We start from the raw sequence: 25615 nt of genomic DNA, 5'->3' as shown, positions 1-25615 counted from the left end.
TTGAAGGATAGAACCGCCCTGGTTCGGTTCTCCCGAGGAGGCCGCTCATGACCGCTCGTACCCCCGATGCCGAACCTCTGCTGACGCCGGCAGAGGTCGCCACCATGTTCCGTGTGGATCCCAAGACCGTGACGCGCTGGGCCAAGGCCGGCAAGCTCACGTCCATCCGCACGCTGGGCGGGCACCGCCGATACCGTGAGGCGGAGGTGCGCGCCCTGCTGGCCGGTATTCCGGCCCAGCGAACCGAGGCCTGACAGAGCCTCGCTCAAGGCTCTTCGAAAGGGGCTGCTTACCGGACTCCGCCGGGTCCGGTAAGCAGCCCCTTTTTCTGTGCCCGCGCACTTCTTCTACAGCTCTGTCGTACCGGCCGCGCCGGTCGCCGGATCGGCTGTCGTCCTCGCGCGATCCACCGGAATGTTGAACTCCGGATAACGATTCGATGGTGGGGAGGCGGGGGGGATTTACTGTGAATAACAGTACAATTTTACATATTAAATTAGCGGGTTCGGGGAAGGGTGTCCGAACGGTCGGTTCCCGGAAGGGGTACGTGACGACCGTCACGCGGACGTTCACTTGTGATCCGTGCCGACTCCGGGATAGAGGAGTGGCCGGTGAAACGCGAGAGGCCCGGAACCAAGCGGTTCCGGGCCTCTCGACTACGGCGATCCTGACGGGACTTGAACCCGCGACCTCCACCTTGACAGGGTGGCGAGCTAACCAACTGCTCCACAGGACCAGAGTGTTTCCGATCCGTTCGCTTCGTTTGCCGCGCTGCGAACAAGACAGACTGTAGCCCATGCGGGGCCCCCAGGTCGAACCGGCTCCCGGGCGCCCCCTCCGGCCCGTCCGCAGCTCAGGCGGGCCGGAGGGAGGCCGAGGGGTCAGAACGTCGCCCTGGCCGCCTCCATGGCCTTCAGGATCCGCTTCTCGGAGACGGGTGACGGGGTGCCCAGCGACTGGGCGAAGAAACTGACCCGCAGCTCCTCGATCATCCAGCGGACCGCCAGCACCTCCGCCGTGGGCTGCCGCCCGGCCGGCACCGCCGCCAGCAGCTCCCCGTAGGCCTGCTGCACCTCCTGGACCTTCAGCAGCTGCTGGGCGTCCCGCTGCGGATGGTTGGGCAGCGCCTCCAGCCGGCGGTCCACCGCCAGCAGATAGCGCTTGAGGTCCGGCAGCCGCTGCCAGCCGGTCGCCGTCACGAAGCCCGGGTGCACCAGCGAGGCCAGGTGCAACCGGATGTCGTTCACCGCGTTCAGCAGCACCGGGCTGCTCACCGACTTCAGCCGGGTCGTCGCCTTGTGGAAGGCGATCAGCGCCGTCGCCGTCTTCAGCGTCGTGTCCGCCGAGAGGTCGTACAGGTCCGCCCGCACCTTGTCCCGCAGCGCCGCGAACGCCGCCTCGTCCCAGGCCGGTCCGCCGGCCCGGGCCATCAACCGGTCCGCCGCACAGGCCACCACGTCCTCGAACAGCGCCGGGACCGAGCCGTGCGGGTTGTACGACAGCGCCAGCTTGGCCTGGTTGCCCAGCCGGCCCTGGATCGCCTTCGCGGGCGAGGTGGTGGAGAGCATCAGCAGCCGCCGGCTGCCCTCCCACATCGCCTGCTGCTGCGCCTCCGGGGTGTCGAACAGCTTCACGCCGACCGACTCGCCCTCGTCCACCAGCGCCGGGTAGGCCCGCAGCGCGTGGCCCCGGGAACGCTGCTCGAAGGTCCGCTGCAGCACCGGCAGCCCGGCCGGCCAGGCGGTCAGCCCGGACTGCTCGATGCCCCGGCCGGAGGCCGCCGAGGACAGCGTCTCCTTCAGCTTGGGCTTCATCCGCAGCCGCAGCTCCTCCAGGTCCTTGGACTCGGCGAGCTTCTTGCGGCCGTCCACCACCCGGAAGGTCACCTTGAGGTGCTCCGGGACCCGCTCCTCGTCCCAGGCCTCCGGAGGCACGGTGACCGCCGTCAGGCGCTTCAGGATGTGCTCCAGGGCCGGCAGCAGGGGCTCCTGGCGCTCCTGGTGGTTCCTCAGCTCGCGCAGCGCCGCCCGGGCGAAGTCCGGGGCGGGCACGAAGTTGCGCCGCACCGCCTTCGGCAGCGACTTGATCCAGGCCGTCACCAGCTCCTCGCGCAGGCCCGGGATCTGCCAGTCGAAGCCCTCCGCGGTGACCTGGTTGAGCACCGGCAGCGGGATGTGGACGGTCACGCCGTCCGCGTCGCTGCCCGGCTCGAACTGGTAGGTGAGGACGAACCGCAGCTTGCCCTGCACCCAGTGGTCCGGGTAGTCGGCCTCGGCGACGCCGCCCGCGGCGTCGTTGATCAGCATCGACTTCTCGAAGTTGAGCAGGTCGGGCTGCTCGTGCCGGGCCTTCTTCCACCAGGCGTCGAAGTGCCGGGTGGAGACGATGTCCTCGGGCAGCCGGCCGTCGTAGAACTCGAACAGGGTCTGGTCGTCGACCATGATGTCCCGGCGGCGGGCCCGGTTCTCCAGCTCCTCGACCTCGCCGAGCAGCTTGCGGTTCTCCGCGAAGAAGCGGTGGTGGGTCTCCCAGTCGCCCTCGACCAGGGCGTTGCGGATGAACAGCTCGCGGCAGAGCTCCGGGTCGATCCGGCCGTAGTTGACCTTCCGCGCCGCGACCACCGGCACCCCGTAGAGGGTGACCTTCTCGAACGCCAGGACGGCCCCGGACTTCTTCTCCCAGTGCGGCTCGCTGTAGCTGCGCTTCACCAGGTGCGCCGCCAGCGGCTCGACCCACTCGGGCTCGATCTTCGCGTTGATCCGGGCCCAGAGCCGGGAGGTCTCCACCAGCTCCGCCGACATCACCCAGCGCGGCGGCTTCTTGAACAGGCCGGAGCCGGGGAACACCGCGAACCGGGCGCCCCGGGCGCCGCCGTACTCCCGCTTCTCCACGTCGAACAGGCCGATGTGCGACAGCAGGCCGGCCAGCAGGGACTGGTGGATCCGGTCCGCGTCCGGCTCGGCGTCCTCGTGCGCCTCCTCGATGGTGACGCCGAGCTGCTTGGCGACCGTGCGCAGCTGGGAGTAGATGTCCTGCCACTCCCGTATCCGCAGGTAGTTGAGGAACTCGGCCTTGCACATCCGGCGGAACGCGGAGGAGGAGAGCTCGCGCTGCTGCTCGCGCACGTAGCGCCACATGGCGAGGAAGGAGAGGAAGTCGGAAGTCTCCGAGCTGAACCGGCGGTGCCGCTCGTCGGCGGCCTGGCGCTTCTCGGCGGGGCGCTCGCGCGGGTCCTGGATGGAGAGCGCGGCAGCGATCACCATGACGTCCCGGACACAGCCGTTGCGGTCCGCCTCCAGCACCATCCGGGCCATCCGCGGGTCCACCGGGAGCTGGGCCAGCTTGCGGCCGAGCGGGGTGAGCCGCTTGCGGAGGTCCTTCTCGGCCGGGTCGAGCGCGCCCAGCTCGTGCAGCAGGCTGATGCCGTCCTTGATGTTGCGCGAGTCCGGCGGGTCCAGGAACGGGAAGGCGGCGATGTCGCCGAGGCCCGCGGCGGTCATCTGGAGGATGACCGAGGCCAGGTTGGTGCGCAGGATCTCGGCGTCCGTGAACTCGGGGCGGGAGAGGAAGTCCTCCTCCGAGTAGAGCCGGATGCAGATGCCGTCCGAGGTGCGGCCGCAGCGGCCCTTGCGCTGGTTGGCGCTGGCCTGGCTGATCGCCTCGATCGGCAGCCGCTGGACCTTGGTGCGGTGGCTGTAGCGGGAGATCCGGGCGCTGCCCGGGTCGATCACGTACTTGATGCCGGGGACGGTGAGGCTGGTCTCGGCGACATTGGTGGCCAGCACGATCCGGCGGGAGGAGGAGCGCTGGAACACCTTGTGCTGCTCGGCCGAGCTCAGCCGGGCGTAGAGCGGCAGGACCTCGGTGTGCTTCAGCCTGAGTTTGTCGAGCGCGTCCGCGGTGTCCCGGATCTCGCGCTCGCCGGAGAGGAAGACCAGGATGTCGCCGGGCCCCTCGGCCTGGAGCTCCTCGGCGGCGTCGCAGATCGCCTGGATCTGGTCGCGGTCGCGGTCGACCTCGTCGGTGTCGCCGTCCTCGTCCTCGTCCACGATCGGGCGGTAGCGGACCTCGACCGGGTAGGTGCGGCCGGAGACCTCGACGATCGGGGCGTCCCCGAAGTGCCGGGCGAACCGCTCGGGGTCGATGGTCGCCGAGGTGATGATCACCTTGAGGTCGGGGCGGCGGGGCAGCAGCTGCTTCAGGTAGCCGAGCAGGAAGTCGATGTTGAGGCTGCGCTCGTGCGCCTCGTCGATGATCAGGGTGTCGTACTGGCGCAGCTCGCGGTCGGTCTGGACCTCCGCGAGCAGGATGCCGTCGGTCATCAGCTTGACCAGGGTGTCCGGGCCGACCTGGTCGGTGAACCTGACCTTCCAGCCGACCGCCTCGCCCAGCGGGCTGTCCAGCTCCTCGGCGACCCGCTCGGCCACCGTGCGGGCGGCGATCCGGCGGGGCTGGGTGTGGCCGATCAGACCGCGGACGCCGCGGCCCAGCTCCAGGCAGATCTTGGGGATCTGGGTGGTCTTGCCGGAGCCGGTCTCACCGGCCACGATCACCACCTGGTGGTCGCGGACGGCGGCGAGGATCTCGTCCTTCTTCTGGCTGACCGGGAGCTCGGCGGGGTACCGGATCACCGGCACCGCGGCGCGCCGCCGCTCGACCACCAGCTCGGCCTTGTCGATGTCGGAGGCGATCTCGGCCGCGATCTGCGCGCGGGCCTCGTCCTTGCGGACCCGGCGGGCGCCGTCCAGTCGGCGGCCGATCCGGACCTGGTCGCGCAGGGTCAGCTCGGGCAGGCGCGCGGCCAGCTCGCCGATGCCGGGCGCCTCGCTCCGGGCGGGCTCGGCGGCGGACTGGACTGCGGGAGAACTCACGGCGGGCATCCCTCTAGGTTCGCAAGGAGGGGCGGCGGAGCGCACCTCGGTTTTCGAGCGCCTCCAGTGTCACAGGGGACGCCCGTCCGCTGCCAACGGCGGTCCGGCACGCCGTGGGAACCGTCCGGAACGGGGCGGTCGCGGTGGGTGAGGGGGCCCGGTCGGCGCGGCTACCCGAGGAGGATCACGGCGGCGGCGACGGCGGCGATGACCAGGGTGACGAGGACGGCGGCCACAGTCGGCGTGATCCGGTCCCGGAACCGCCGGACGGGCTCGACCCGGGCCGGGGCCTCGGTGTTCAGCTCCCACCAGTTGCGGATCCGGTGGTACTGCTCGTCGAAGTCCGGGGACGGGTACAGGTCGCTGTGGACCAGTCCCGGCAGCGCCCGGCGCCGTCCGCCGGCGAGGAACATCCTGACCTGGGAGCTGGTGCCGCCCTGGGTGTCGAGCGTGCGGACGTCGATCCAGCGGATCCGGTCCCAGGGGTAGGTGCGGCCGGGCCCGAAGCCCCAGCAGATGGTGATGCCCTCGGGGCCGACTCTGCTCCAGCAGCGGACCGTGGTCCACAGGCCCAGGCCGCAGAGCGCCAGCGTGCCGCCGGCGAGCCAGAGGAAGCCCGTCGTGCCGAGCCCGTGCGCGGCGGCGAAGCCCTGGGCGACCAGCAGTACGAGCAGGATCAGCAGCTGCGACCAGGACGGGCGGTAGCGGTCACGCCCCCGGAATATCAGTTCGTCCACGGCCGGCACCCTACGCCCCAGGTGATGACGTGTCAGCACCCGGGGCGGGAGGGGGACTCGGGGTGTGCCGAGGCGCACTTTGCAAAGTCCTGAGGTGACTTTGCAAAGTGCGCCAGGACTTTGCAAAGTGCACTTTGCAAAGTCGCCCCGGGCGGGCTCAGCCCTCCTGGAGGACGAACTCGCGGACCAGCCGGGACCACTCGGCGCCCTGCTCGTAGACGACCACGTGGCCGCTGTCGATCTCCGCGTAGGTGCTGCCGGCGATGGCGTCGGCCAGCTCGCGGGAGAGCCCGACCGGGACGGTGGCGTCCTGGGTGCAGCCGATCACCAGGGTGCGGGCGGTGATCCGGGGCAGCAGCGGGCGGATGTCGGCGCTCAGGTTGAGGTCGATGTGGCGCAGCGCGCCCTCGGTGGGCTCGTTGCCCTTGATGATGCCCTCGAGCGCGTCGGGCTCCAGCGAGTTCAGGTGGTCGCGGCTGAACGCGGTCAGGGTCCCGAACCGGCCGAAGGCCTCGGCGTCGCCGCTGATGGCCCGCCAGGTGGTCATGTGGTTGCGCAGGTAGGCGTCGTCCGGGCGGCTCCAGCCGGCGGTGAGCACCAGGCTGCGCACCAGCTCCGGGCGGAGCGCCGCGAGGGTCGCGGCGACCACCGAGCCGAGCGAGAAGCCGACCACGTCGGCCGGGCCGTCGCCGGCCGCCTCGATCACGGCGGCGATCTGCTCGGCCAGCAGCTCGGGGGTCAGTTCGCGGCCGTCGTCCTCGGTGTCCCCGCAGCCGGCGAAGTCCGGCAGCAGGACGGTGCGGGAGTCGGTGAAGTCACCGGTGAGGTGGCCGAAGGTGCCCCCGGCGCCGAAGCCGGTGCCGTGCACGAAGACCAGGGGCGGGTGGCCGGAGCCCTCCACGGTGTAGGAGACGCGGGCGCTGGGGCTGGCGGCGAAGGGCATGACGTGGTTCTCCTCGGGAGTGGGGAAGGGTCGGGTCGGGGGGTTCGGGGTCAGGCGAGGCTCTTGGCGGAGGCGTTCTCGGCGGCGGCCGCCGTCCGGCCGGGGGCGCGCTCGAAGCCGAGCGCGACCAGGACGAGTGCGACGATGCCGCCGGTGGCGACCAGGACGGCGGTGCGCAGGCCGTCGCTGGTGGCGGAGCGGAGCGCCTCACCGGTCAGTCCGTCGGTGCCGGCGTTGGCGATCGCGACCAGGATGCCGAGGCCCACCGCGCTGCCGACCTGCTGGCCGGTGGAGACGATGCCGGAGGAGATGCCCTGCTCGTAGGGGTGCACGCCGGTCGCGGAGGCGGAGAACATCGTGGTGAAGATGACGCCCTGGCAGAGGCTCAGCACGATCAGGCCGGGCAGCAGCGCGACGTAGCTGCCGTCCGGGGCCATGGTCAGCGCGGTCGCGGTGGTGCCGACCGCGCCGAGCAGGTAGGAGGCGATCAGGGTGTTGCGGGCGCCGAACCGGGTGGCGAGCCGGCCGCCCAGCATCGAGCCGACGAAGCCGCAGACCATCGGGATCAGGAAGGCGACGCCGGTGCGCAGCGCGCTGTACTCGTGCACGGTCTGGAAGTAGACGGTCAGGAAGTACAGCAGGGTGCCGAAGCTGGCCATGAACAGGAAGGTGGTCAGCACGCCGGTGGACAGGTTGCGGTTGCGGAACAGCCGCAGCGGCATCAGCGGGTCGGCGGTCCGGGACTCGATCGCGACGAAGGCGCCGAGCAGGCCGAGGCCGAGCACGGCGGTGGTGAGCACCGTCGGCGAGGTCCAGCCGGAGGCCGGGCCCTGCACGAGGGTGAAGACCACCAGGGTGGCCCCGGCGGTGGCGGTCAGCGCGCCGGGCAGGTCGAACGAGCGGGAGGCGTCGCGCGGTCCGTCGGCGCCGATCAGCCGGGGGGCGAGCAGGGCGGCGCCGCCGGCCAGCGGCACGTTGACGTAGAACACCGCCTCCCAGCCGAAGGCCTGGGTGAGCACCCCGCCGGCCAGCGAGCCGATGATCATGCCGCTGGCGCCGGCCGCGGCCCAGACCGAGAGCGCCCGGTTGCGTTCGCGGCCCTCGGTGAAGCTGAGGACCACCAGGGCGAGGGTGGCGGGGAAGAGGAAGGCGCCGCCGAGGCCCTGGAGGGCGCGGGCCGCGATCAGCAGGCCGGGTGTGTTGGCCAGGCCGCCGAGCAGCGAGGAGCCGGCGTACAGCAGCAGGCCGAGGACGAACATCCGGCGGCGGCCGAACAGGTCGGAGGCGCGGCCGCCGAAGAGCAGGAAGCCTCCGAAGGCGACCGCGTAGGCGCTGACCACCCACTGCAGGTTCTGGGCGGAGAAGTCGAGGCCGCTGCCGATCTCCGGGAGCGCCACGTAGACGATGTTGTAGTCGATCGAGACGATCAACTGGGCGAACGCCAGCAGGGCCAGCAGGAGGCCCGAACGGCGTGGCCCGGCGGCCTGCTCGGCACCGGCGGACGGGGACATGGGGAGCCTTTCGGGGGCGTCGGGGAGCGGACGGGGGACGGCGGACGGCGGACGGCGGAACGAAGGACGGGGGGACGGCGGAGCGGTGGCGGTCGGCGGTTACCGTCCCGGCGTGGTCAGGACCACCCGGCGGCCGTTCAACTCGCCCTTCTCCAGCCGCTGGTGGGTCTCGGCGGCGGCGCTCAGCGGCCGGACCTCCAGGGCGCGGGGCCGCAGCCGGCCGGCCGCGAGCAGCCGGTTGACGGTGGCCGCCGCGTCCGCGAGTTCGGCGCCGGTGGCGTGCGATATGACGAACCCGCGGATCGAGCCGTCCTTCATGTAGAGCTGTCCGGCGGGCAGTTCGGGGCGGGAGCGGGCGCCGGCGAGCAGCACGATCCGGCCGCGCGGGGCGAGCAGGTCGACGGCGGTGGTGAGGTCGTTGGTGCCGGAGGTGTCGAGGTGGAGGTCGACGCCGCCGGGGCAGGCGGCGCGGACCAGGTCGGGCAGGTCGGGGGCGCGGTAGTCGAGGACCTCGGTGGCGCCGAGGGCCCGGCAGTGCTCCGCGTCGGCGGGCCGCGCGGTGGCGACCACCCGGGCGCCGGCCTCGGCGGCCAGCACGATCAGGGCGCCGCCGACGTTGCCGCCGCCGCCCGCGACCAGCACGGTCTCGCCGGTGCGCAGCCCGCCGTGGGTGAACAGGGCGAGGTACGCGGTGGCGGCGGGGTGGACCACGGCGACGGCCGTCGTCGGGTCCACGCCGGGGGGCAGGTGGTAGAGCCGGTCGGCCGGGACGGCGGCCCGTTCGGCGGCCGCGCCCTGCCGGCCGTCGTGGCCGAGGCTGTTGGTCCAGACGCGGTCACCGGGGGCGAAGCGGGGGGCGCCGGGGCCGACCCGGGCCACCGTGCCCACGAGGTCCCGGCCGATCACGAACGGGAAGGGCAGGGGGGTCCGGAAGAGCCCCGAGCGGACGAAGGTGTCGACCGGGTTGACCGAGACGGCGGCCACGTCGACCAGGACATCGGTGGGCCCGGGGACCGGCTCGGGCACCTCGCCGTAGCGGATGTCCGACGCCGGTCCGAGCCTCGGGATGAACGCTGCACGCATGGGGCCGATCCTGCGGGAGGCGCGGACGGGCGGCGGCGGATCGCGGCATCGTTCGTCAACTCCCTGGTCTCGGGCGGAAAGCCGGACGGGGACGGGGTGTCCCCCGACCTGACATAGATGCTACACCGATCGGTGCAATCTCTCATCTGCACGGAGTAGTTTACTTGGCCTCCGGGTCGGGACGGCCTGCTACCGGTCCGACCCACCGCTCGACACCCAAGGACGGAACCACATGGCCACCGACCGACTCCTCGCCCAGCCGGGACCGAGACCCGCCGGCGGGAGCGGAGCGCGGACGACGCAGCCCTCCGCCAGTCGTCTGCCGTCCCTGACCGGCCTGCGCTTCCCCGCCGCCCTTGCGGTCTTCGCGTACCACGCCGCCCTGCCGATCCCGACCCTGCGGTTCTTCGCCGACGACAGCACCGAGTTCCGCTTCGTCGACCTCGCCGACCAGGCCGGCGGCCTCGGTGTGGCCTTCTTCTTCGTGCTCAGCGGCTTCGTGCTCACCTGGTCGGCCCGCCCGGGCGACACCGCCACCGGCTTCTGGCGCCGCCGGATGGTCAAGATCGTCCCGAACTACGTGGTCGCCTGGGCGCTGGCCATGATCTTCTTCGCGGGCTCCTACACCCCGGTCCGCACGGCCGTCCTCAACCTGCTGATGCTGCAGGTCTGGATACCCGACTTCAACACCTACTTCAGCGTCGACCCGCCCAGCTGGTCGCTCGGCGCCGAGCTGGTCTTCTACCTCTCCTTCCCGCTGCTGCACCGGGCGCTGCGGCGGATCCGGCCGGAGCGGCTGCTCTACTGGATCGGCGGCACCGTCGCCGCCGTCGTCGCGACCCCGGCGCTGGCCTACCTGGTGCTGCCCGACACCCCGGGCGTCCCCGGCGGCTACGACTCCTCGGTGGTGCAGTACTGGTTCTCCTACGTCCTCCCGCCGGTGCGGCTGCTGGACTTCGCGCTCGGCATCCTGGTCGCCCTCGCGGTGCGCTCCGGCCGCTGGCGCGACATCGGCATGGTGTGGTCCGGCGTGCTCCTGGTGGCCGGCTACGTCGCCACCCGCTGGGTGCCCTACCTGTACGCCCAGCGGGTGACCACCGTGGTGCCGATCGCGCTGCTGGTCGCCTCCGCCGCGATCGCCGACCGGGACGGCTGGTTCACGCCCTTCCGCAACCGGGCGATGACCTGGCTCGGGGAGATCTCCTTCGCCTTCTACCTGCTGCACTTCATCGTGCTGACCGAGATGCGCGACCTGCTCGGCACCAAGCTGTACTCGACCCCCGAGGGCATCGGCCTGCTGCTGCTCGCGATCGGGGTCACCGTGCTGCTCTCCTGGATCCTGTACCGGCTGGTCGAGGCACCGATCACCAAGCGGTTCTCGTCACCGCGCCGCAAGCCGGCCGGTCCCGCCCGCACGTCCTGACTCCCGCTTCCCCCCTCCCACCTTCGAAAGCGAGCCGTACCCATGGGCAAGATCCTCGTCACCGGGGCGACCGGCCAGGTCGGCGCCGAGGTGCTGGCGCAGCTGCTGGCGGCCGGCGCCGACGTCCGGGCCGGCGCCCGGACCCCGGAGAAGCTGGCGCCGCCCGCCCCGGTCGACACCGCGGCGCTCGACCTCACCGACCCGGACACCTACGGCCCGGCGCTGGCCGGTGTCGACAAGGTGTTCCTCTACGCGGTGCCGCAGGGCACGGCCGACTTCCTCGCCGCGGCGCGGGAGGCCGGCGTGCGGCACGTCGTGGTGCTCTCCTCGCAGACCGTGGTGGACGCCTTCCCGGTGCAGAAGCCGATCGTGGAGATGCACCGCGCGGTCGAGGACGCCGTCCTCGCCTCCGGGATCGCGTACACCTTCCTGCGGCCGCACAACTTCGCCACCAACATCCTGATGTGGGGCTGGCCGGAGTCGATCCGGGCCGAGGGGCGGATCCGCTTCCCGTACCCCGAGTCGCACAGCGACGCGATCCACGAGAAGGACATCGCCGCGGTCGCGGTGGCGGCGCTCACCGGCGAGGGCCACGAGAACCGGGCGTACTTCATCAGCGGCCCCCGGTCGATCACCCAGCGCGAGCAGCTGGCCGACCTGGCCGAGGCGCTCGGGCGGCCGCTGGAGTTCGAGGAGCTGACCGACGCCGAGGCGCGCGAGGCGCTCGCCCCGATCGTCCCGATCTGGGTGATGGACGCGGTGGTCGGCTACTGGGCCAACTCTGACGGCGTCCCGACCGAGGTGTCCGACACGGTGGAGCGGCTCACCGGCCGCCCCGCCCGGACCTTCGCCGAGTGGGCCCGCGACCACGCGGCCGACTTCACCGCCTGACCGGCCACCGGGCCCGGCCACCGGAATCCGGACCCGCCGCACCGGCGGGCGGGACCCCGGTGGCCGGGCCACCACCGTCCGCGCCGGACGGGTGGGCCGCGCACCTTAGCGGAGCGGGGTGCGCGCCCTAGCGTGAGCACGGCGCAGTCATCCGCCATTCGAGGGGGACCGATGAGCGGCCCGGCCATGATCCGAACCCTGCCGACGGACCCCCAGGCTCCGCCGGAGGACGCGCAGTTGCTCGACGCCTCGCACGAGGTGCTGCTCAAGGAGCTGTGCGGCGTGCTGTTCGCCTCGCTGCCGCGCAGCGACCAGCGGCGCAAGGGCGCCCAGTACCTGCGCGGGCTGCTGGGCGCCCGCGGACGCAAGTCGATCCGCAACATCGCCACGGTGGTCGGCGGCCCGGCCGCCGAGCAGAGCCTGCACCACTTCATCACCAGCTCCACCTGGGACTGGAGCCCGGTCCGCCAGGCCCTGGCGCAGCACCTCGCCCGGATCGCCCCGCCGCAGGCCTACGTGCTGCGGCCGATGGTCGTCCCCAAGGCCGGCGACCACTCGGTGGGGGTGGACCGCCGCTTCATCCCGGCCCTCGGCCAGGTGCTCAACGCCCAGCAGGCGGTGGGGGTCTGGGCCGCCTCGGAGAGCTTCAGCGGGCCGGTCAACTGGCGGCTGCACCTGCCGCGGACCTGGCTGGAGGACGCCCCCCGGCGCAGCCAGGCGCTGATCCCCGACGAGGTCGACGCGGAGAGCCTCGGCGACTGCGCCCTGGAGGCGGTGCTCGGACTGCCGGCCCGCTGGGGGCTGCCGGTGCGCCCGGTGGTCGCGGACGCCAGGGACGCCGACGGGCTGCGGCTGGTGCGCCGGATGCGGGCCGAGCGGCTGCCGATGCTGGCCCGGATCTCCGGCTCGTTCCCGCTGCGGCCGGTCGCGCCGCTGCCCGGCCACCCGGCCGGCCCCGGGCCCGCCTGCCAACTGCTCACCGCGGCGCGGGAACTGCGCCGGCCGGTGGTCTGGTCCGATCCGTCCGGGGAGCTGCGCGGCGGGCTGGTCGCCGCCGTCCGTGTGCGTCCGGCCGGGCCCGGGGGTGCCCGGCAGGGCCGGGGCCGGCGCGGCGGCGGGGAGCTGCTGCTGCTCGGGACGGGCGCGGCCGGCGGGCGCTGGCCGGCCGAGCTGTGGCTCACCGACCTGGTGGACCTGCCGGTGGCCGCGCTGGTGCGGCTGGCGCGGCTGGGCGACCGGGTGGACCTGGACTTCACCAGGACCGCCGACCGGGTCGGGGTGCGGGACTTCGCGGGCCGCTCGTTCGGCGGCTGGCACCGGCACATCACCCTGGCCTCGGCGGCGCACGCGGTCGCGGTGCTGGCCCGCGGCGACGACCGGCTGTACTGAGGTGACGTCCGGCTGTACCGCGGTGAGGACCGGCTGTACCGGGGTGACGTCCGGCTGTACCGGGGCGGCGGGGTCAGTTGGCGGGGCCGGTCCGGTCGGTCCGGTCCGGCCGGTCGGTCGGGCTGCCGGTCGGACCGCCCGACCGGTCGCCCGCGGCGCCGCCCGCCGCACCGCCCGCCGCGTCGCCGGGACGGCCGGGATCGGCGCGGGCGAGCAGGGTGCGGCGCACCCGGCTGAGCCTCAGCGCGAGCTGGATCTCGAAGGAGCGCTCGGGCTTCAGCCAGTCCGGGCCGAGCAGTTCGCCGATCCGCTCCAGCCGCCGCGCCACCGTGTTGGGGTGGACGTGCAGCCGCTGGGCGGCGTGGGTCGGGCTGTTGCCGGTGTCGAACCAGGCCTGGAGGGTGCGGGTCAGCTCGGTCAGCCGCTGCCGGTCGTAGTCGAGCACCGGGCCGACCGCCGACTCGATGAACCCCTCGACGTCGTGGTTGTCGGCCAGCAGGACGCCGACGAAGCCGAGTTCGCGGGCCGAGGCGGCCCGGCCGACCGCGCCCAGCGAGGTCATCGCGTCCAGGCAGCGCAGCGCCTCCTGGTAGCCGTGGAAGACCGAGGTCGGATCGCTGACCGGCCCCGCCGCGCCGACCGTCACCGGTAGGCCGAGCAGCGGGGTGAGCTCCTCGGCGACCGCGCGGGCGGCCCGGCCCGGGTCGCTGCCGGGCAGCAGCAGCACCGCCCGGCCGTTGTGGACGCGTTTGAGGCCGCTCATCCGGTGGGCGTACAGCCCGGCCCAGGTCGCGGTCCTGCCCTGGGCCTCGCCCTCGGGCCGGGCGACCACCAGGACGTGCGCGGCGGACAGGTCGATGCCGAGCCGGCGGGCCCGGACGTCGAGCTGGCGGGGCGGGCGCTGCGGACTGCTCAGCAGTTCGTCGAGCAGTTCGTCGCCGACGTGGCGGACCGGGGCGGCCGAGCGCTGGCCCTCCAGCAGCAGGGCGACGGCGACGGCTTGGGCGATGCTCTGGCAGAACTCCGCGGCGAGGTCCGCGCGGCGGCCGGTCGGCCGGGCGAGCAGGGTACCCAGATCGGTGGAGCCGGCCCGGACCGGGGCCGCCCAGAGCGGTCCGGCCAGTCGGACCGGGCGGCCGGCCGCGTGGGTGTCGACGGCGGTGGCGACCACGGTCGGCCCGTCGAGTTCGGGCAGTTCGCCGGTCGAGGCCAGGACGGTGCCGTCGCTCGCGTACACCCGCAGGCCGAGGTCGAGCCGGCGGCCGGCGTCGCGGACCAGGGCGTGCGGGTCGCGGCCGGAGAGCGCCAGGTCGACCAGGGCGCGGTGGGCCTCGGCGAGTTCACCGGCCGGGTCGGCGGCGCCGGCCGGGGCTGCCGCGGGGGGCGTTCGGGCGGCGCGCTCCAGCAGCCGGGCCTTCTCGATCGCCACCCCGGCGAGGTCGCCGAGCGCGGCCATCAGCGAGATCTCGTCGGTGGTGAAGTAGCGCACGGCGCGCTCGGCGACGTACAGGGTGCCGAACGGGCGGGCGCGGTGGCCGAGCGGGACGGCCATCACGGCGCGCAGCCCCTCGGCGCGGATCGCCCCGTCGACCGCCGGGCTGCGCCGGATCCGCTCGTCCACGAGGAAGTCCGGGGTCCAGAACGGTCCCGGGTCGGCCGGTACGCCGCCGCCCAGGCCGAAGCCGTCGGGGACGGCCAGGCCGACCCGCAGCGAGCCGCTCGGGCCGTCGGTGGTGCGGATCCGGACCGGGCCGGGGGCGCTGTCGCCGCCGGCCGGTTCGGAGGTGGTGAGGCAGGAGACGTCGGCGCCCAGCAGCAGTCGGGCCCGGCGGGTGATCACCCGCAGCAGGCTGTCCAGTTCGTAGGGCAGGGCCAGGTCCCGGGCGGTGTCGGCGAGCGCGGCCAGTCCGGCCTCGCGGCGGCGCCGCTGCTGGGACCGGGAGCGGATGGACAGGCCGAGCTGCTCGATCCGGCAGATCGCCTCCCGCTCCGGGGCGGACTCGCAGCTCCGTCGGGCCTGCTCGACCAGTTCCGCCAGTTGGGCGGCCGGAGCCTCGCTGGCCAGCAGTTCCAGGACGTTGAACGCGATTGAGTCGGCGGACCGTCGCGTCATGACCTTCCCTCCCCCTGGGGCGTGTCGTGTGGATCGGCCCTGGTCCGCGACGCTCCCCCGGCCGTCGGCCGGGAGGTACCCCCAGGGCACGCGCGCCCCGGCCCTGCGGCCGGGAGGTGCCCCCATCGCAGCGGCTCCGCCCCCAGCACGGTGGCCGGGAGGTGCCGCTACCTCCGCCTTGCGGTGCACGCACCCCGACGCCGCGGCCTCGTCCGGGCTGATCCACAAGACGCGCCCGGACCCCGTGAACGGAAGGAGTGCGTGACGGCCTGCAATCCGGAAGGTATGCGGGGGCGGTTGTTCCCGTCAAGAACAGGTCCGGGCCGTCCGGGCGGGGCCCGTGGTGCCTCAGTGACGGATCATCAGGATGATTCAGCGGAAGGGAAGTCGGGCGGGTTCCTGATCGTCGGGCCGGGCGGCCGGGCGTCCCTCGACGGCGGCGTGCAGGCGCAGCCAGTGGTCGACCAGCAGCGGGACGCTCTGCTCCTCCAGCCGCCGGGCGACCGCGCAGTAGTCGATGCCGAGCCGGCCCAGCCGGTCCAGCACCACCCGGGCCGCCTCGTACTGGCCGAGCAGGGTGTCGCCCTCCAGCCGGAGCTTGCGGACCGCCTCGTCCAGTACCGGCCTGGTCATCGCGTGCGCGGTGCCCCAGGAGACCAGCCCGGCCACGTACCGGGCCTGGGCGGCGGCCCCGCCCAGCGCCGAGTCGGTCCACAGCAGCCGCTGCGGGCGGGCCCCGGAGGCGCGCAGGGTGCGCCAGCGGCCGTCGCCGAGCCGTTCCTCGTACGCCCGGTACATCAGCCGGGCCGCCGCCTGGGCGGTGAGGCCGCGCAGCGCGGCGGCGTCCGGGCCGGCGATCGCGGCCAGCCGCCGGTCGATCTCCCGGTCCACCCGGCCGACCGGGAGCGAGGCCACCGAGGCGATCGCGGCCAGCGGGAGGCCGGCCGCGAGCGCCTGCTCCAGGCCGTCGAAGTAGGCGTCCACCACCTGCCCGTAGCGCCGCACCGAGTACAGGCCGGTGGCGTGCACGCCGAGTCCGCGGCCGACGCAGTCGCGGATCGCGGTGAGTCCGGCGGCGGTGGCCGGGATCTTCACCAGCAGATTGGGCCGGTCCACGGCGCGGGCCAGTTCGACGGCCTCCGCGACGGTCGCGGCGGCGTCGTGCGCCAGCCGGGGGTCCAGGTCGGCCGAGACCAGGCCGTCGTGGCCGTGGGTGGCGCGGTGGACGCCGAGGAACTCCTCGCAGACCAGCCGCAGGTCGTGCACGGTGGCGGCCCAGACCGAGCCCTCCGGGGAGACGTGGTGCTCCGCCAGCCGGGCCAACTGCTCCGCGTAGACGGGGTCGTGGCGCATCGGCCCGGTCAGCAGGGCGGGGTTGGTGGTGGCGCCGCGCAGACCGGTGCGGTCGATCAGCCGGCCGAGCAGGCCCGAGGTGACGAGGCCGCGGTTGATCCCGTCCAGCCAGGGCGAGACGCCCTCGGCGATCAGCGGCCGCAGGTCTCCGGTTCGGGGTTCGGCGGCCGGCGGTTTCTTCACTGCGGGATCACTGCTCCTCGGCTCTGTGACGGACCGAAAACGGTGCCGTGGCCGAGGATAGGCAGCAATTCGTGCCCGGAAAAGTGAGTGCCCCGGTCAATGTCAGGTCGGCCCCGGGTCAATGCCGGGCCGGGCGGGGGTCAATGCCGGGCATGGTCATTGCGGGGCGCCCGGAGAAGTGTCCGCCGAGTATTTGATGGAGTGCGGCCCCACCTGACGTAGTGCCGGGAACTCCGTTGGCCGGTCGGCCGTCCACGGTCAACGATCGGTGGAACGCGACCACGTCACCGAGGAGTTCACCGCTGTGACCACCATTGCCGTCATCTATTGGTCCTCCACCGGAAATGTCGCCAGGCTGGCCGGGGCGGCGGCCGACGCCGCCGGGAAGGCGGGCGCCGAGGTGCGGCTGCGCCGGATCGCCGACCTGCCGGACGACACCTACGTACCGGGCACCGAGGAGGCCGCGCGGGAGCTGCGGGACCGCACCGCGGACGTCCCGGTGGCCACGATCGACGACCTGGCCTGGGCGGACGGCATCCTGATCGGCACCCCGGTGCGGTTCGGCCTGCCGGCCGCGCCGGTGCTGCGGTTCGTCGACGCGACGGCGCCGCTGTCGATCCCCGGCGGGCTGGCCGACAAGGCGGTGTCCGCGTTCACCTCGGGCTCCGCGCCGCACGGCGGCCACGAGACGGCGATCCTCGCGCTGCACAACGCGTTCTGCCACTGGGGTTCGCTGATCCTGGCCACCGGCTCCACCGACCCGGTGCTGTTCCGCCCGCAGAACGGCAACCCGTACGGGGCCAGCGCGGTGTCCCGGAACGTGCCGGGCCAGGTGCACGAGGAGAACATCGCCGCCGTGGAGTTCCAGGCCCGCCGGGTGGTCCGGGTGGCCGGACTGCTCGGCGGCCTCGCCGACCAGTAGCGGGCCCCGCCGGTCCGGGAGGGAGACGTCAGTGGACCACCTGCTCCTGGGACAGCTCGCCGACCGCCCCGCCGGGCAGCAGCCGGACTGGCCCGATCCGTTCGAACTCGCCGCCGCCAAGAAGGAGTTGGCCGACCGTCCGGCGCTGGTCGCGGCCGCCGACGTGCACCGGCTGCGGGCCCTGCTCGGCCGGGTCGCGCGGGGGGAGGCGCATGTCCTCCAGGCCGGCGACTGCGCCGAGGACCCGCAGGAGTGCACCGCCGGCGACACCGCCCGCAAGGCCGCGCTGCTCGACCTGCTGGCCGGGCGGCTGAAGCTCACCACCCACCGCCCGGTGCTCCGGATCGGCCGGATCGCCGGCCAGTTCGCCAAGCCCCGCTCCAGCCCCACCGAGCTCTGCGACGGCGTCGAACTCCCGGTCTACCGGGGGCACCTGGTCAACGGCCCGGAGCCCGACCTGGTCCGCCGCACTCCCGATCCGCGCCGGCTGGCGGCGGGCTACGAGGCGTCCCGCCGGGTGCTGGACCACCTGTACCGGCTCGCCCCCGGCGACCCGTCCGTCGCCTGTCCGCCGGTGTGGGCCAGCCACGAGGCGCTGCTGCTGGACTACGAGCTGCCGCTGCTGCGCCGGGACGCGCGGGGCCGCCCGCTGCTCGCCTCCACGCACTTCCCGTGGATCGGCGAGCGGACCAGGGACCCGGACGGCGCGCACGTCGCCCTGCTGGCCTCGGTGGTCAACCCGGTCGGCTGCAAGGTCGGTCCGAGCACCACCCGGGCGGAACTGCTGCGGCTGTGCGCCCTGCTCGACCCCGGCCGGGAGCCCGGCCGGCTCACCCTGATCGCCCGGCTCGGCGCCGACCGCGTCGCCGAGGTCCTCCCGGGGCTGGTCAGGGCGGTGCACGCGGCCGGCCACCCGGTGGTCTGGCTCGCCGACCCGATGCACGGCAACACCGTCGCCGGGCCGCACGGGCTCAAGACCCGGCTGGTGCCGGACCTGGTCCGGGAGGTCGAGGCGTTCCAGCGGGCGGTCCGGGCGGAGGGCGCGGCCGCCGGGGGCCTGCACCTGGAGACCACCCCCGACGACGTGACCGAGTGCGCCGACGACACGGCCGGGCTGGCCCGGGTCGGCGACAAGTACACGAGCCTGTGCGATCCGCGGCTCAACCCGCGCCAGGCGGTCGCGGTGGTGTCCGCCTGGCGCGCCTGAGCGCCGGGCGCGCGGCCGCGCACCCCCGAACTCCCCGCACCGCCTGCACCGCTCGCACTGCCCGCACCATCCCGTTCCGACCCGTGCACCACCCCCAACCCACCCGCGGCCCGAGCTGTTGGTCCGCGTCCCCCAGGGAGGTCCGCACATGAGAAACAAGGTGACACTGGTCACCGGCGCGGCGGGCGGCATCGGCGCCGCCGTGGTCCGGCTGCTGGCCGCTCGCGGCGCGCTGGTCGCGGCCGTGGACCGGGACGCCGACCGCCTCGCCGAACTCACCGGCAAGCTGGCCGCCGAGGGCCTCACGGTCGCGGCCGTCCCCGCCGACGTCACCGACAGCGCCTCGGTCGAGGCCGCCGTCGACACCGCCGAGCGGGAGCTCGGCCCGATCGACCACCTGGTCAACAACGCCGGGGTGCTGCGGCTCGGCGAGGTCCGCGACCTCACCGACGAGGACTGGCGGACCACCTTCGCGATCAACGCGGAGGGCGTCTTCCGGGTCTCCCGGGCGGTGGTGCACCGGATGATCCCGCGCCGCCGCGGCGCGATCGTCACGGTCGCCTCCAACGCGGGCCTCACCCCGCGCGCCGAGATGGCCGCCTACGCGGCCTCCAAGGCGGCGGCCACCCACTTCACCAAGAGCCTCGGCCTGGAGGTCGCCCGCTACGGGATCCGCTGCAACGTGGTCGCGCCCGGTTCCACCGACACCCCGATGCTCAGCGCGATGTGGGCCGACGGCGTCGACGGCCGGGCCGCCACAGTCGCCGGGGTGCCGTCGGCCTTCAAGGTCGGCATCCCGCTCGGCAAGCTGGCCCGGCCGGAGGACGTCGCGTACGCCGTCGCCTTCCTGCTGTCGGACGAGGCGGGCCACATCACCCTGCACGACCTCACGGTGGACGGGGGTGCCGGGCTCGGTGCGTGACGAGACCCCTGCCGCGCTGGAGCCGCCGGACCCGCTGGACCGGGTGCTGGCCGCCCGGCCGCCGGCGTTCGCGCTGCTGCACCGGCCCGAGGCCACCGGCCCGGGGGTGGTGGAGCTGCTGCTGGGCGAGGTGTCGGCGCCGGCCACGCTGGCCGACCTGCCGCTGGCCGAGCTGCCCTCCGACCTCCCGGGGCCCGGCGGCGAGCGGCACGAGCTGCTCGTCCTGGTCCCCTACCGGCAGATCGCCGAACGCGGCTTCGAGGCGCCGGACGACGGCACCCCGCTGCTCGCGCTGACCGTCACCGAGCAGTCCGAACTGCCGCTCGCCGAGCTGCTCGACCGCCTCCCCGACGGCCCGGTCGACCTGACCGGCGGCGCCTTCGACATCGGCGACGAGGAGTACGCGCAGACCGTCCGCCGGGTGCTCGCCGAGGAGATCGGGGAGGGCACCGGCGCCAACTTCGTGCTCAGGCGCTCCTTCGTCGCCGCCGTCGGCGGGGACACCACCACCGCCGCGCTCACCCTGTTCCGCCGGCTGCTCCAGCGGGAGACCGGCGCCCACTGGACCTTCCTGGTGCACACCGGGGAACGGACCCTGGTCGGTGCCACGCCCGAGCGGCACATCAGCGTGCACGGCGGGCGGGCGGTGATGAACCCGATCAGCGGCACCTACCGCTACCCGGAGCAGGGCCCGGAGCTGGACGGGCTGCTGGAGTTCCTGGCGGACCGCAAGGAGACCGACGAGCTCTGCATGGTGCTCGACGAGGAACTCAAGATGATGGCCCGGATCTGCCCGGGCGGCGGCCGGGTGGTCGGCCCGTACCTCAAGGAGATGGCCCGGCTCGCGCACACCGAGTACTTCATCGAGGGCCGGACCGACCGGGACCCGCGCGAGGTGCTGCGCGAGACGCTGTTCGCGCCCACGGTCACCGGCAGCCCGCTGGAGTCCGCCGCCCGCGTGATCGCCAAGTACGAGCCCGGGGGCCGGGGTTACTACAGCGGGGTGGCCGCGCTGATCGGCCGGGACACGGCCGGCGGGCGCTCCCTGGACTCCGGGATCCTGATCCGCACCGCCGACATCGACCCGGCCACCGGCCGGCTGGGGATCGGCGTCGGGGCGACCCTGGTGCGGCACTCGGACCCGCGCTCCGAGGTGGCCGAGACGGGCGCCAAGGCGGCCGGGCTGCTCGCCGCGAGCGGGGCCGGGCCCGGCGGGCCGCTCGCCCCGGCGGACGGCCGCCGGGGCGGGTTCGCCGCGCACCCCGAGGTGCGGGCCGCCCTGGCCGGACGCAACCGGGACCTGTCCGGATTCTGGCTCGCCGAGGTGGACGGACGGGCCCGTCCGCGCCCCGAACTGGCCGGCCTGCGGGTGCTGGTGGTGGACGCCGAGGACACCTTCACCGCGATGATCGGCCACCAGCTGCGGGCGCTCGGCCTGGAGGTCGGGGTGCGCCGGTTCGACGAGCCGTACTCGCGCGAGGGGGCCGACCTGGTGGTGCTCGGGCCCGGGCCCGGCGACCCGCGCGACACCTCCCATCCGAAGATCGCCCATCTCCGTTCGGCGGCCCGGGAGTTGCTGGCCGGGCGGCAGCCGTTCCTGGCGGTCTGCCTGAGCCACCAGGTGCTCTCCGCCGAACTGGGCCTGCCGCTGGTCCGCCGCGCGGTGCCCAACCAGGGGGTGCAGCGCGCCGTCGACCTGTTCGGCGCCACCGAGCGGGTCGGCTTCTACAACACCTTCGCTGCGGTCTGGGACGCCTGCCCGGGCGGGCCGGGGGAGTTCGAGGCCCCCGGCGGCGGCGCGGTCCGGGTGGCCGGGGACGCGGCGACCGGCGAGGTGCACGCGCTGCGCGGGCCCGGCTTCGCCTCGGTGCAGTTCCACGCCGAGTCGGTGCTCACCCTCGGCGGCGTCCGGATCACCGGTGATCTGATCGCTCACGCGCTCGGATTGCCGGACTCCGTTCGAATATCGCCCGAAGCTCCCGAATTCCCCTGACAGGTTGTACACGTCACACAACCGTTCCATCCGGAACAGCATTACCGGAGCCGGAAAACCCCGCCCGGAGCACCGAACCACCGGAGCAGCGGACCACCGATCACCGGAGCACCGGAGCACCGGAGCACCGAACCGCCGAACCACCGAACCACCGATCACCGGACCACCGATCACCGGAACACCGACCAGAGGAGATCACCGTGCTGGACGACGCCATGGTGGACGCGTACCTCGCCCGGATCGGCGCCGAACGGCCCGAGCGGGCCGACCTCGCCGCGCTCACCCACCTCCAGGAACGGCAGGTGCTGTCCGTGCCGTTCGAGAACCTCGGCTACCACCTCGACGAGCCCATCCACATGGACGAGCAGGTCCTCGACAAGATCGTCCGGCAGCGCCGGGGCGGCGGCTGCTACGAGGTCAACCCGGCCCTCTCGTTCCTGCTCACCGCCCTCGGCTACCAGGTGGAGATCCTCCCCGGCCGGGTGCACCGCCCCGGCGGCACCCTCGGCGCGGCCCTGTGCCACCTCGCCCTGCGGGTCACCGTCGACGGCGAGCAGTGGCTGGTCGACACCGGCTTCGGCCGCAACAGCCGGCACCCGCTGCGGCTGGACTCGCGCGAGGTCCAGCAGGACCCGGACGGCGAGTACCGGCTGGCCGACGTCGAGGGCGGCGGCTTCGACGTCTTCCTCAACGGCAAGCCGCTGTACCGGCTGGAGGACCGCCCGGTCCGGATCGAGGACTTCCGCCCGACCCTCTGGTGGTACCGCACCGCGCCCGAGTCCCCCTTCCTGCAGGACGTGTTCTGCTCGCTGCGGACCGAGGACGGCCGGATCACCCTCAAGGGCAACCAGCTCTCCACGGTGGCCGGCGGCGAGCGCGGCAGCCAGGAGTTCGGCACCGACGCCGCCGTCCTGGAGGCGTACAAGACCCACTTCGGGTTCAGCCTCGACCGGTTGCCCGACCAGCCGTCCGGCGGGGTCACCGCCGCCGTCCAGACGGGATGAGCCCCGACATGACCCCCACCACCGGACCCGGCCCGGAGGCCGGCCTCCCGCCCACCGATCCGGCCCGGCTGCCGCTGGTCTTCGCCGAGGCCTTCAACGCCGGCGACGCGCAGGCCGTGGAGCGGCTGTTCGAGCCCGGCGCGGTCTTCGTCAACAAGCCCGGCGAGGCGGTGACCGGTGACGAGCGGCGCGCCGCCACCGGCCGGTTCCTCGCCTTCGGCCTGCCGATCCGGATCGAGGTCCGGCAGTGCTACGTGGCCGGCGACCTCGCGCTGCTGATCGGGGACTACCTGATCGAGGGCGAGGGCCCGGACGGTCCGCTCCGCGACGAGGGCACGGCCACCGACGTCGCCCGGCGCGGCGCCGACGGCCGCTGGCGCTACGCGATCGACAACCCGCCCGGCACCGCCCGCTGACCCGAGGAAGGACCGCTGTGCCTGCTGCAGCCAACCCCGCCGCCGACCCGCTGCTGGACCTGCCGTTCGACGCCGTGCCGGACCCCGACGAGTACCTGCGCGCCGCGATGCGCTGGCACTTCTCGCCGGAGACCGGCTCGCCGTTCTGGCTGGCCCGGGCCGCGGGCCTCGGCTTCGACCCGCTCACCGAGGTCCGCACCCACGCCGACCTCGTCAAGTTTCCCAACCTCGCCGGCGAGCTGCGCACCGCCCGGGTCGAGGACCTGGTCCCGCGCGGCTACGGCGACCGCCCCGAGGTGGTCGGCGTCTACGAGAGCGGCGGCACCACCGGCGCCCCCAAGCGGATCGTGCTGCTGCGCGACTGGCTGGACCGGCTGCTCGGTTGGTCGAGCGCCCAACTGGACGGCCACGGCGTGCCGCAGGGCGTCAACTGGCTGGTGGTCGCCCCCACCGGCCCGCACATGGTCGGCGACGTGATCAAGGCCCAGACCGCCTACCGGGGCGGCCTGGCCTTCACCGTCGACCTCGACCCGCGCTGGGTGAAGCGGCTGATCTCCGACGGCAAGGGCGCCGAGGCCGGCGCGTACGCCGAGCACATCGTCGACCAGGTCGCGTACCTGCTGGAGACCCAGGACATCGGCGTGCTGATGTGCACCCCGCCGGTGCTGGAGCGGATCGCCCGCCGCGACAACCTGGCGAAGCTGGTCGGCGAGAAGATCCGGGCGATCAACTGGGTCGGCACCCAGATGGACCCGGACACCCGCCACCTCTACCGCACCGAGGTCTTCCCGAACGCCGTGCTCTACAGCGGCTACGGCTCGACCATGATCCTCGGCAACGCCAGCGAACGGCACGGGCTGACCGACGACGACCCCTGCGTCTACGACCCCTACTCGCCGTACATGAGCTTCGGCGTGATCGACCCGGAGAGCGGGCGGACGGTGGAGTACGGCGAGCGCGGGCAGGTGGTCATGCACCACGTGTCCAAGAGCCTGCTGATGCCCAACAACCTGGAGCGCGACCACGGCACCCGGATCGCCGCGCTGCCCGGACACCTCGGCGACGCGGTGGCGGACATCGCCCCGGTCCAGGAGTTCGACAACGAGACCGTGATCGAGGGGGTGTACTGATGACGCAGCCCGTACAGCAGCCCGCACAGCCCGTACAGCCCGCCCAGCCCGCGCAGTCCGAGTCGCGGTCGCAGCCGCTGCTCCAACTGGACGCGCTCGGCCCCGGCGAGCCGTTCCGGGCCCGGCGCCGCACCGAGGTGGCCGACGTCACCGGCGCGCCGTTCGCCGAACTCAGCCTCGTCCCGAAGCTGTTCGTCACCCGGGCGATGCGCGCCCTGCACGCGGCCGAGTCGCTGCCGGCCGAGGAGCGCTTCGCCGCGCTGGCCCGGGCCGGCCGGATCTTCACCTCGGAGACCATCGACGGCCTGGACTTCCCGTCCTACGAGCGCGCCGTCGCCCGGGTCTCCGGGGTGCCGATCACGGTCGTCCGGGACGCCACCCGGGCCATCGCCGACTCGGCCGAGAAGGCCGGCTGGTCCGCCTACCGGGCCCGCCCGGTGGGCGCGGTGAGCGACTGGCGGGACGGCGCCACCCTCGACGGCAGCGCCGTCTGGACCAGGCGCGGCGAGGTCTTCGCCGTCCACGCGGCCGGCAACCACCCCGGCCCGCACGGGCTCTGGCTGGAGGCGCTGGCACTCGGCTACCGGGTCGCCGTCCGCCCCTCCCGCCGCGAGCCGCTCACCCCGCACCGGCTGGTCACCGCGCTGCGGCTGGCGGGCTTCGCCGCCGACCAGGTGATGCTGCTGCCCACCGACCACGAGGCCGCGGACGAGATCCTGGCCGGCGCCGACCTGGGCATGGTCTACGGCGGCGACGAGGTGGTCCGCAAGTACGCGGGCAGCACCGTGCTGCCGCAGGGCCCCGGCCGGTCCAAGATCCTGGTCACCGCGGACACCGACTGGCGCGAGCACCTGGACACCATCGTCGACTCGATCGCCCACCAGGGCGGCGTGGCCTGCATCAACGCCACCGCCGTCCTGGTCGAGGGCGACCCGGCGCCGCTGGCCCGGGCGATCGCGGAGCGGCTGGCCGGGATCCCGAGCCTGCCGCCGGAGGACGAGAAGGCGGTGCTCTCGGTCCAGCCGGTGGCCGAGGCCCGGGCGATCGAGGCGTACCTGCTGCGTCGGGCGGCCGGCACCAGGGCCTGGCTCGGCGGGGACGGCGTGGTGGCCGAACTCGGCGACGGCAGCGCGGTGCTGCGTCCGGCCGTGCACCAGCTGGACCGGCCGGACGCCGACCAGACCGGCGTCGAACTCGCCTTCCCCTGCGTCTGGGTGGCGCCGTGGACGCCGGAGGCGGGGGTGGCGCCGTTGCGGAACTCGCTGGTGCTGACCGCGCTCACCGGGGACGACGCGCTGTTCGACCGGCTGCTCCGGGAGCCGAGCATCAGCAACGTCTACCGGGGCGACCACCCGACGTACTGGATCCGGCCCGGGGTGCCGCACGACGCCTACCTGGGGGAGTTCCTGATGCGGACCAAGACCGTCATCCGGGACTGAACGGGGACCGAACCGGGGCCGAACCGGGGCCGAACCGGACGGGGACCTCGCGGGCCGGTGCCCGCGGGGTCCCCGCGCCGTTCTG

General features: G+C 73.8%; 19 protein-coding genes and 1 tRNA gene. 12 read left to right on the top strand and 8 right to left on the bottom strand.

The annotated features are described in order from the left end of the window. Positions 1 to 47: 47 nt before the first annotated feature. Positions 48 to 254, top strand: coding sequence for a developmental transcriptional regulator BldC (gene bldC / locus ACW14Y_RS20535; RefSeq protein WP_014137253.1), 207 nt, complete (start codon positions 48 to 50; stop codon positions 252 to 254). 408 nt (positions 255 to 662) lie between these two features. On the opposite strand, the gene ACW14Y_RS20530 is transcribed toward bldC, so the two are convergent. The 6 genes from ACW14Y_RS20530 to ACW14Y_RS20505 all read right to left on the bottom strand — a co-directional run bounded on the left by ACW14Y_RS20530 (position 663) and on the right by ACW14Y_RS20505 (position 9145). Further along, positions 663 to 736: transfer RNA gene (locus tag ACW14Y_RS20530), tRNA-Asp, on the bottom strand. Between the two features lie 145 nt (positions 737 to 881). Then, on the bottom strand, positions 882 to 4880 hold the full coding sequence (hrpA, locus tag ACW14Y_RS20525; protein ID WP_380385057.1) for an ATP-dependent RNA helicase HrpA: 3999 nt from the start codon (positions 4878 to 4880) through the stop codon (positions 882 to 884). 161 nt (positions 4881 to 5041) lie between these two features. Beyond that, positions 5042 to 5608 carry a hypothetical protein gene (locus ACW14Y_RS20520; protein ID WP_380385054.1) on the bottom strand — a complete coding sequence of 189 codons (567 nt, stop codon included), beginning with the start codon at positions 5606 to 5608 and terminating at the stop codon, positions 5042 to 5044. A 157-nt stretch (positions 5609 to 5765) separates the two neighbouring features. Beyond that, on the bottom strand, positions 5766 to 6551 hold the full coding sequence (locus ACW14Y_RS20515; RefSeq protein WP_340633813.1) for an alpha/beta fold hydrolase: 786 nt from the start codon (positions 6549 to 6551) through the stop codon (positions 5766 to 5768). A gap of 50 nt (positions 6552 to 6601) precedes the next feature. Further along, positions 6602 to 8062 carry an MFS transporter gene (locus ACW14Y_RS20510; protein ID WP_380304807.1) on the bottom strand — a complete coding sequence of 487 codons (1461 nt, stop codon included), beginning with the start codon at positions 8060 to 8062 and terminating at the stop codon, positions 6602 to 6604. A gap of 99 nt (positions 8063 to 8161) precedes the next feature. After that, positions 8162 to 9145, bottom strand: a complete 984-nt coding sequence (locus ACW14Y_RS20505) for an NADPH:quinone reductase (protein WP_380304809.1) — start codon at positions 9143 to 9145, stop codon at positions 8162 to 8164. A 232-nt stretch (positions 9146 to 9377) separates the two neighbouring features. Here ACW14Y_RS20505 and ACW14Y_RS20500 point away from each other — a divergent pair, with 232 nt between their 5' ends. The 3 genes from ACW14Y_RS20500 (at position 9378) to ACW14Y_RS20490 (ending at position 12848) form a co-directional block, all read left to right on the top strand. Continuing rightward, positions 9378 to 10568, top strand: a complete 1191-nt coding sequence (locus ACW14Y_RS20500; RefSeq protein ID WP_456988027.1) for an acyltransferase family protein — start codon at positions 9378 to 9380, stop codon at positions 10566 to 10568. A 42-nt stretch (positions 10569 to 10610) separates the two neighbouring features. Beyond that, the gene (locus ACW14Y_RS20495; protein ID WP_380304813.1) at positions 10611 to 11459 is read left to right on the top strand and encodes an NAD(P)H-binding protein; all 849 of its coding nucleotides are present in this window, start codon (positions 10611 to 10613) and stop codon (positions 11457 to 11459) included. Between the two features lie 186 nt (positions 11460 to 11645). Next, complete coding sequence (locus ACW14Y_RS20490; RefSeq protein ID WP_380304815.1) at positions 11646 to 12848, top strand: IS701 family transposase; 1203 nt, start codon at positions 11646 to 11648, stop codon at positions 12846 to 12848. 73 nt (positions 12849 to 12921) lie between these two features. On the opposite strand, the gene ACW14Y_RS20485 is transcribed toward ACW14Y_RS20490, so the two are convergent. Next, positions 12922 to 14961, bottom strand: a complete 2040-nt coding sequence (locus ACW14Y_RS20485; protein WP_456988024.1) for a helix-turn-helix domain-containing protein — start codon at positions 14959 to 14961, stop codon at positions 12922 to 12924. A gap of 372 nt (positions 14962 to 15333) precedes the next feature. Continuing rightward, positions 15334 to 16497 (bottom strand): transaldolase family protein, encoded by a 1164-nt coding sequence (locus ACW14Y_RS20480; RefSeq protein WP_266311949.1) that lies wholly within the window; start codon positions 16495 to 16497, stop codon positions 15334 to 15336. Between the two features lie 268 nt (positions 16498 to 16765). On the opposite strand from ACW14Y_RS20480, the gene ACW14Y_RS20475 reads away from it, so the two are divergent. The 8 genes from ACW14Y_RS20475 (at position 16766) to ACW14Y_RS20440 (ending at position 25530) form a co-directional block, all read left to right on the top strand. After that, positions 16766 to 17419 carry a flavodoxin family protein gene (locus ACW14Y_RS20475; RefSeq protein ID WP_380304820.1) on the top strand — a complete coding sequence of 218 codons (654 nt, stop codon included), beginning with the start codon at positions 16766 to 16768 and terminating at the stop codon, positions 17417 to 17419. Positions 17420 to 17450: 31 nt separating this feature from the next. Further along, positions 17451 to 18626 carry a 3-deoxy-7-phosphoheptulonate synthase gene (locus ACW14Y_RS20470; protein ID WP_456988021.1) on the top strand — a complete coding sequence of 392 codons (1176 nt, stop codon included), beginning with the start codon at positions 17451 to 17453 and terminating at the stop codon, positions 18624 to 18626. Between the two features lie 148 nt (positions 18627 to 18774). Further along, on the top strand, positions 18775 to 19548 hold the full coding sequence (locus ACW14Y_RS20465) for a 2,3-dihydro-2,3-dihydroxybenzoate dehydrogenase (RefSeq protein WP_380304824.1): 774 nt from the start codon (positions 18775 to 18777) through the stop codon (positions 19546 to 19548). Beyond that, positions 19541 to 21541 carry an anthranilate synthase family protein gene (locus ACW14Y_RS20460; protein ID WP_456988019.1) on the top strand — a complete coding sequence of 667 codons (2001 nt, stop codon included), beginning with the start codon at positions 19541 to 19543 and terminating at the stop codon, positions 21539 to 21541. The genes ACW14Y_RS20465 and ACW14Y_RS20460 overlap by 8 nt, the downstream gene beginning before the upstream one ends. Before the next feature lie 200 nt (positions 21542 to 21741). After that, positions 21742 to 22545 carry an arylamine N-acetyltransferase family protein gene (locus ACW14Y_RS20455; protein ID WP_380304828.1) on the top strand — a complete coding sequence of 268 codons (804 nt, stop codon included), beginning with the start codon at positions 21742 to 21744 and terminating at the stop codon, positions 22543 to 22545. An 8-nt stretch (positions 22546 to 22553) separates the two neighbouring features. Then, the gene (locus tag ACW14Y_RS20450; RefSeq protein WP_456988017.1) at positions 22554 to 22961 is read left to right on the top strand and encodes a YybH family protein; all 408 of its coding nucleotides are present in this window, start codon (positions 22554 to 22556) and stop codon (positions 22959 to 22961) included. Between the two features lie 17 nt (positions 22962 to 22978). Next, on the top strand, positions 22979 to 24091 hold the full coding sequence (locus ACW14Y_RS20445; RefSeq protein ID WP_340633801.1) for a phenylacetate--CoA ligase family protein: 1113 nt from the start codon (positions 22979 to 22981) through the stop codon (positions 24089 to 24091). A gap of 77 nt (positions 24092 to 24168) precedes the next feature. Next, a complete protein-coding gene (locus ACW14Y_RS20440; protein ID WP_380440990.1) occupies positions 24169 to 25530 on the top strand; it encodes an aldehyde dehydrogenase family protein in 1362 nt (453 codons plus the stop codon). Positions 25531 to 25615 lie beyond the last annotated feature (85 nt).

The sequence above is a fragment of the Kitasatospora sp. cg17-2 genome (genome assembly GCF_054031055.1).
Note: the sequence above shows the minus strand (reverse complement) of the source record. Positions and strands in the feature narration are given on the sequence as shown.

Coding starts and splice junctions, on each gene's coding strand:
- bldC (WP_014137253.1), top strand. CDS start 48: ATGACCGCTCGTACCCCCGATGCCGAACCTCTGCTGACGCCGGCAGAG.
- hrpA (WP_380385057.1), bottom strand. CDS start 4,880: ATGCCCGCCGTGAGTTCTCCCGCAGTCCAGTCCGCCGCCGAGCCCGCC.
- ACW14Y_RS20515 (WP_340633813.1), bottom strand. CDS start 6,551: ATGCCCTTCGCCGCCAGCCCCAGCGCCCGCGTCTCCTACACCGTGGAG.
- ACW14Y_RS20510 (WP_380304807.1), bottom strand. CDS start 8,062: ATGTCCCCGTCCGCCGGTGCCGAGCAGGCCGCCGGGCCACGCCGTTCG.
- ACW14Y_RS20505 (WP_380304809.1), bottom strand. CDS start 9,145: ATGCGTGCAGCGTTCATCCCGAGGCTCGGACCGGCGTCGGACATCCGC.
- ACW14Y_RS20500 (WP_456988027.1), top strand. CDS start 9,378: ATGGCCACCGACCGACTCCTCGCCCAGCCGGGACCGAGACCCGCCGGC.
- ACW14Y_RS20495 (WP_380304813.1), top strand. CDS start 10,611: ATGGGCAAGATCCTCGTCACCGGGGCGACCGGCCAGGTCGGCGCCGAG.
- ACW14Y_RS20490 (WP_380304815.1), top strand. CDS start 11,646: ATGATCCGAACCCTGCCGACGGACCCCCAGGCTCCGCCGGAGGACGCG.
- ACW14Y_RS20485 (WP_456988024.1), bottom strand. CDS start 14,961: ATGACGCGACGGTCCGCCGACTCAATCGCGTTCAACGTCCTGGAACTG.
- ACW14Y_RS20465 (WP_380304824.1), top strand. CDS start 18,775: ATGAGAAACAAGGTGACACTGGTCACCGGCGCGGCGGGCGGCATCGGC.
- ACW14Y_RS20450 (WP_456988017.1), top strand. CDS start 22,554: ATGACCCCCACCACCGGACCCGGCCCGGAGGCCGGCCTCCCGCCCACC.